Here is a 6,520-nt window from a genome sequence, read left to right on the forward strand (position 1 = left end):
CGAATGTAAGGGTTTTCCCTTAATCATCAAGGCAACAGGGGCAATCCGGGACACATTCGCGACCGAGTGCCCGGGTTGCGTGGCGCGCACGCAACCGGATGTTGCTAAACCGGAACGGCGGTGGTCGCCTTGACCCGGTCGAGCACGAAGCTGGTCTTGCAGTCTTCCACGCTGGGGTGCTTCAGCAGGGTGTCCATGATGAAGCGGCTGTAGTGGGCCATGTCGGCCACCACCACGCGCAGCAGGTAGTCCATGTCACCGGTCAGCGCCGCGCATTCGACCACCTCGGGCCAGGTCTGCACGCTGGCGCGGAACAGGTCCATGGGGTTGCGCTTGTGGGTCTCGGTGTGCTTTTCGAGCCGCACGTTGAGGTACGCGGTCAGCCCCAGGCCGATGGCTTCCGGCTTCACCAGCGCCACGTAGCGGTCGATGATCTTGTGCTCTTCCAGCCGCTTGACCCGGCGCAGCACTGCGCTGGGCGACAGGCTCACCTGTTCGGCGATCTGGTCGTAGGTTGCGCGTCCGTCTGCTTGCAGCGTGCGCAGAATGAGCCTATCAATCTTGTCCAATGCTTCCATTACGCCATTCTTGCAGTTTTACTGCGTGAGAGCCATCGGGAGCGCCCGGAAACGCAGAAAACCTGAGAGCCATCCGGCCTACATTGCATGACCGGCCGCCTTGCGGCTTATTTTTCGAAATCCCCACCTTACTTTTCTTCGGAGACTGCACATGAGCCAAGCCGACGCACCCGCCTTCACGCCCTGGGACAACCCCATGGGCACCGACGGCTTCGAATTCATCGAATACGCGGCACCCGATCCGGTCGCCATGGGCAAGGTCTTCGAACGCATGGGCTTCACCGCCGTGGCCAAGCACCGCCACAAGAACGTGCTGCTGTACCGCCAGGGCACGATCAACTTCATCCTGAATGCGGAGCCCGACTCCTTCGCGCAGAAATTCGCGCGCGAGCACGGCCCCAGCGTGTGTGCCATCGCCTTTCGCGTGCAGGACGCCAAGCAGGCGTACGAGCGCGCCACGGCGCTGGGCGCGTGGGGCTTTGCCGACAAGGCCGGCCCCGGCGAACTGAACATCCCCGCCATCAAGGGCATCGGCGACAGCCTGATCTACCTGGTGGACCGCTGGCCCGGCAAGAACGGCGCAAAGCCCGGCGACATCGGCAACATCGGCTTCTACGACGTCGACTTCGAGGCCCTGCCCGGCGTGGCGCCGGAACAGGCGCTTTCGCCCTTCGGCAACGGCCTGACCTACATCGACCACCTGACGCACAACGTCTACCGCGGCCGCATGAACGTCTGGGCCGGCTTCTACGAGAAGCTCTTCAACTTCCGCGAGATCAAGTACTTCGACATCGAAGGGCAGGTCACGGGCGTGAAGAGCAAGGCCATGACCAGCCCCTGCGGCAAGATCCGCATCCCGATCAACGAAGAGGGCAAGGAACAGGCCGGCCAGATCCAGGAGTACCTGGACATGTACAAGGGCGAGGGCATCCAGCACATCGCGATGGGCTCGGACGACCTCTACAAGACGGTCGACGAGTTGCGCGCCAAGGGCGTCACGCTGCTGGACACCATCGACACGTACTACGAACTGGTGGACAAGCGCATTCCGGAACACGGCGAAAGCGTGGCCGATCTGAAGAAGCGCCAGATCCTGATCGACGGCAAGAAGGACGCGCTGCTGCTGCAGATCTTCAGCGAGAACCAGCTCGGCCCGATCTTCTTCGAGTTCATCCAGCGCAAGGGCGACGACGGCTTCGGCAACGGCAACTTCAAGGCGCTGTTCGAGAGCATCGAGCTCGACCAGATGCGCCGCGGCGTGCTCAGCGCCGCAAAATAAGGGCTCCTTCCCTTATTTTTTGCACAAGGAGCCCGGCATGCGCAGCTGCAAGTTTTCGATCGGTCTGACTTCCATTGCGGCCACGGCCGCCGTTCTGTCCGGCTGCGCGATGTCGCCTTCAGCGCCGGCCCCGGCGGCCATGCCGCTGGTGGCCGGCTCGCACCTCGACGAGGTGCAGAAGACCGCGGTGCTTCGCATCTGCACGCCGGGCGACTACAAGCCCTTCAGCTTCCAGAAGACCGATGGCGCCTTCGAGGGCATCGACGTCGACCTGATGACGGGCTTCAGCGCCAGCCTGGGCGCCAAGCCGCAGTGGATCAAGACCACCTGGGCCAACCTGCTGCCCGACCTGGCCGCTGGCAAATGCGACATGGCCGTGGGCGGTGTGTCGGTCACCACCGACCGCCAGAAGCGCGCCTTCTTCAGCGCGCCCTACATGGTCAACGGCAAGACGCCCATCGCGCGCTGCGCGGACGTGGCCAAGTACCAGAGCGTGGCAGCCATCGACCAGCCGTCGGTGCGCGTCATCTTCAACCCGGGCGGCAGCAACGAGCGCTTTGCCCGCACCAATTTCAAGCAGGCCAGGCTCACGCTGCACGGCGAGAACGTGACGATCTTCGACGAGATCCTTGCCAACCGCGCCGACGTGTTCGTGACCGAAGCGGCCGAGGCCATCACGCAGCAGAAGCTCAAGCCGGGCCTGTGCGCGATCAACCCCGACAAGCCGCTGCAGTACGGCGAAATGGCCTGGATGCTGCCGCGCGACGACGTGGCCTTCAAATCGTACGTCGACCAATGGCTGCACCTGCAGCAGGCCGGCGGCGACTTCCAGCGCACGATGGACCGCTGGCTCAAGTAACCCCTCAAGATCGTTTCTCATGGACACCCCTGCCGCCGCTGTTGTCACCCCCGCCGTCTACGGCGCTTCCGACCGCCCGCCCCGGGGCGACTACTCGCGCGGCGGCAAGGTGACGGCCGACTACACCTGCCCGCAGGACTGGGCCAGCTACACGGCGGCCGACCACGACACCTACAAGCGGCTCTACGAGCGCCAGGCCGCGCAGCTGCCCGGCCTGGCGTGCGACGCCTTCATCGATGCCCTGCCTTCGCTCGGCGTGAAGGACCGCATTCCGCGCTTCGATGAGCTCAACGAGCGGCTGCATCGCGCCACCGGCTGGGAGATCGTGGCGGTGCCGGGGCTGATTCCCGAGCTGCCCTTCTTCACGCTGCTGGCGAACCGCAAGTTCCCGGTGACCGACTGGATCCGCAAGCCCGAGGAGTTCGACTACATCGTCGAGCCCGACGTGTTCCACGACCTGTTCGGCCATGTGCCGATGCTGTTCGACCCGACCTTCGCCGACTACGTGCAGCGCTACGGCGCGGGCGGCATCAAGGCGCACGAGCTGGGCGCCGGCGAGAAGCTGGCGCGGCTCTACTGGTACACGGTGGAGTTCGGCCTGATCCGCCAGCCGGACGGCCTGCGCGCCTATGGCGCCGGCATTTTGAGCTCGGTCGGCGAGCTGAAGCACGCGGTGCTCAGCGACGAGCCGCGCCGGCTGCCGCTGGACCTGCTGCGCGCCATGCGCACGCGCTACAAGATCGACACCTACCAGGCCAACTACTTCGTGATCGACAGCTTTGCGCAGCTGTTCGACCTCACCGAGCCCGACTTCGCGCCGCTGTACGAATCGCTCCAGGTTGCGACCGACATCGAGGCCGGCATGCTGCTGCCGGGCGAGTCCGGCAAGGCCTGACGGCTTCGCGGCGGCTGTTTGCCGCCTGACGGTCGCCCCGCGGCTATCGCGGGCGCGACAGCCAGCACCTGCTCCCTAGGACAAGCCCGCTGGCGGCGAAGGCGCACTGCCTTCCACAATCCGCGCCAAAGGAGCTTGCATGCAGACAACATCCGCGCAATCCAACTATCCGGCCGGCGTACCGCACGAGATTCATCCAGAGCAGTACCGTTCGTTGCCCCACATGTTCGACGAGGCATTCGGCCGCTATGGCGACCGGCCGTTCTCGGTGTGCATGGAGCGCTGGATGTCCTACCGCGAGCTCGACACGCTGTCGACGGCGCTGGGTGCGTGGCTGCAGTCGCGCGGGCTCGAACCGGGCGCGCGCGTGGCGATCATGCTGCCCAACATTCCCCAGTTCGCGGTGACGATGTGCGGCGTGCTGCGCGCGGGGTTCACCTGCGTGAACGTCAACCCGCTGTACACGGCGCGCGAGCTCGAGCACCAGCTCAAGGACTCCGGCGCGACGGCCATCGTCATTCTTGAAAACTTTGCATCGACGCTCGAGAAGGTGATCGAGCGCACGCCCGTGAAGCACGTGGTCGTGACGTCGATGGGCGACCTGCTGGGCGGCCTGTACGGCGCCTGGATCACCACGGCCGTGCGGCACCTGGCGAAGATGGTGCCGGCGTACAAGCTGCCGCTGGACGAGGGGCGCTCGGTGACGGCGTTCACGCAAGCGATTTCCGAAGGCCGCGGCCGCACGCTCGGTGCCGACAGCAGCACGCTCGATTCGATCGCCTTCCTGCAGTACACGGGCGGCACGACCGGCCTGTCCAAAGGCGCGGTGCTGACCCATCGCAACATCGTCGCGGCAACGCTGCAGGCCGAGGCCTGGTTCACGCCGGCGCTGTCTCGCGCCGGCGACCTGGCCAAGGTCAACAGCATCGCCGCGCTGCCGCTGTATCACATCTTCGCGCTGACGCTGTGCCTGCTGGTGATCCGCCAGGGCTCGCACATGACGCTGATTCCGAACCCGCGGGACTTCAACAAGTTCATCGGAGTGCTGAAGAAGCGGCCCTTCCACATGCTGCCGGCAGTGAACACGCTGTTCAATGCGCTGCTGATGCATCCGGAGTTCAAGACCATCGATTTCTCGACGCTGTTCGTCTCGCAGGCGGGCGGTATGGCGGCTTCCGAAGGCACGGCGCGCAAGTGGTTCGAGGCCACGGGCTGCCCGATGATCGAGGGCTGGGGCATGAGCGAGACCTGCGCGATCGGCACCAACAACCCGGTGTCGAACACCGAGTTCACCGGCACCATCGGGCTGCCGCTGCCGAGCATCGAGATCGCGGTCAAGGACGACGATGGCAACTCGCTGCCCGTCGGCCAATCGGGGGAGCTCTGCATCAAGGGGCCGAACGTGATGACCGGCTATTACAACCAGCCCGCCGAGACGGCTGCGGCGTTCACTGCAGATGGCTTCATGCGGACGGGCGATATCGCCGTGATGCAGGAAGATGGCTACAGCCGCATCGTCGATCGCAAGAAGGACATGATACTGGTGAGCGGCTTCAACGTATTCCCGAACGAGCTCGAGAACGTGATTTCGTTGTGCCCTGGCGTGGTGGAATGCGCGGCCGTGGGCGTGCCGGACGAGAAGCAGGGCGAGGCCATCAAGGTGTTCGTGGTGCGCCGGGATCCGGCGCTGACCGAGGATGCCGTGCTGCAGTACTGCCACTCGCAACTCACGGGCTACAAGCGGCCGAGGCACATCGAGTTTCGCGATTCGCTGCCGAAGACGAACGTCGGGAAGATCCTGCGGCGCGAACTCCGCACGAGCGCGAACGCCTGAATGAGCCAGGCGTCAGCGAGCGCCGGGCTGCCGGCGAATGTGGTGGTTTTCGAGCGCGGGTGGTTGTCTTCGAACAATGTCCTGTTCGTCGGGGCGGATGAGACTGCGGTTGTAGACACGGGTTATGCGACGCACGCCGATCAGACGCTGGCGCTCGTGGCGTCGGTATTGGGGGCGCGGCCGCTCGATCGTGTTCTGAATACGCATCTTCACAGCGATCACTGCGGAGGGAATGCGGCGCTGCAGGCGCGGTATCCCGACGTTCGCATCGACATTCCGCCGGGAGACGCGGCGCTTGTCGAGCGCTGGGACGAAGAGGGACTCAGCTTTGCGGCGACCGGGCAGACCTGTCCGCGCTTTTATCCGACGGGTTTGTTGCGGCCCGGGACGGAATGCATGCTTGGCGACCGGTCATGGCAAGTGCATGCGGCGCCGGGGCACGATCCGCACTCCGTCATATTGTTCGAGCCGGAGTCGCGAACGCTGATTTCAGCAGACGCGCTTTGGGAGAACGGCTTCGGTATCGCATTTCCGGAGCTGGCCGGCGAACCGTCTTTCGGAGACATGGCTGCGACGCTGGATTTGATCGAGCGGCTTTCACCGCTGCAGGTGATACCAGGTCACGGAGCGGTCTTCGATGAGGTCGGCAAAGCGCTGTCTGTCGCGCGCCGCCGGCTGGACGGACTTCGCCGCGATCCAGTGAAGCACGCACGTCACGCGATCAAGGTGCTGATGAAGTTCAAGCTGCTTGAAATGCAGTCGATCAGTCGCGACGAATGGAACGGCTGGCTGCGGCGCACACCCTATCTCGAGAACATCCGGGTGCGCTTCTTCGGTGATATCCAGTTGGATCTACTGACAGGCGACATCCTGGGGGAGCTTGTGGCTGTGGGCGCTGCCGAAATGGACGGATCGCATATTCGCAATACCTGAATTGCTCGTCGAACGAGCAATGGATATCTGCAAGCCAATTCCGTACCCGCAAAGCAAAAAACCCCAGTCAATGTTGACTGGGGTTTTCTGGGCTGTAAGAGCCTGACGATGACCTACTTTCACACGGGAACCCGCACTATCA

Annotated in this window: 6 protein-coding genes; 5 read left to right on the forward strand and 1 reads right to left on the reverse strand. The window is 64.2% G+C overall.

Annotated features, from left to right (window positions below):
• Nucleotides 1–104 precede the first annotated feature (104 nt).
• Nucleotides 105–578 (reverse strand): Lrp/AsnC family transcriptional regulator, encoded by a 474-nt coding sequence (locus tag BM004_RS38370; RefSeq protein WP_093130589.1) that lies wholly within the window; start codon nt 576–578, stop codon nt 105–107.
• 151 nt (nt 579–729) lie between these two features.
• Here BM004_RS38370 and hppD point away from each other — a divergent pair, with 151 nt between their 5' ends.
• From hppD to BM004_RS38395, 5 genes are all read left to right on the forward strand, one after another.
• A complete protein-coding gene (hppD, locus tag BM004_RS38375) occupies nt 730–1,857 on the forward strand; it encodes a 4-hydroxyphenylpyruvate dioxygenase (protein ID WP_093130590.1) in 1,128 nt (375 codons plus the stop codon).
• Between the two features lie 37 nt (nt 1,858–1,894).
• Complete coding sequence (locus tag BM004_RS38380; RefSeq protein ID WP_093221830.1) at nt 1,895–2,716, forward strand: transporter substrate-binding domain-containing protein; 822 nt, start codon at nt 1,895–1,897, stop codon at nt 2,714–2,716.
• Between the two features lie 19 nt (nt 2,717–2,735).
• A complete protein-coding gene (gene phhA / locus BM004_RS38385; RefSeq protein ID WP_093221833.1) occupies nt 2,736–3,611 on the forward strand; it encodes a phenylalanine 4-monooxygenase in 876 nt (291 codons plus the stop codon).
• A 139-nt stretch (nt 3,612–3,750) separates the two neighbouring features.
• Nucleotides 3,751–5,445 (forward strand): AMP-binding protein, encoded by a 1,695-nt coding sequence (locus BM004_RS38390; RefSeq protein ID WP_093221836.1) that lies wholly within the window; start codon nt 3,751–3,753, stop codon nt 5,443–5,445.
• On the forward strand, nt 5,446–6,378 hold the full coding sequence (locus BM004_RS38395) for an MBL fold metallo-hydrolase (RefSeq protein ID WP_093221838.1): 933 nt from the start codon (nt 5,446–5,448) through the stop codon (nt 6,376–6,378).
• Nucleotides 6,379–6,520 lie beyond the last annotated feature (142 nt).

The sequence above is a fragment of the Variovorax sp. OK212 genome (assembly GCF_900112425.1).
GTDB lineage: Bacteria > Pseudomonadota > Gammaproteobacteria > Burkholderiales > Burkholderiaceae_C > Variovorax.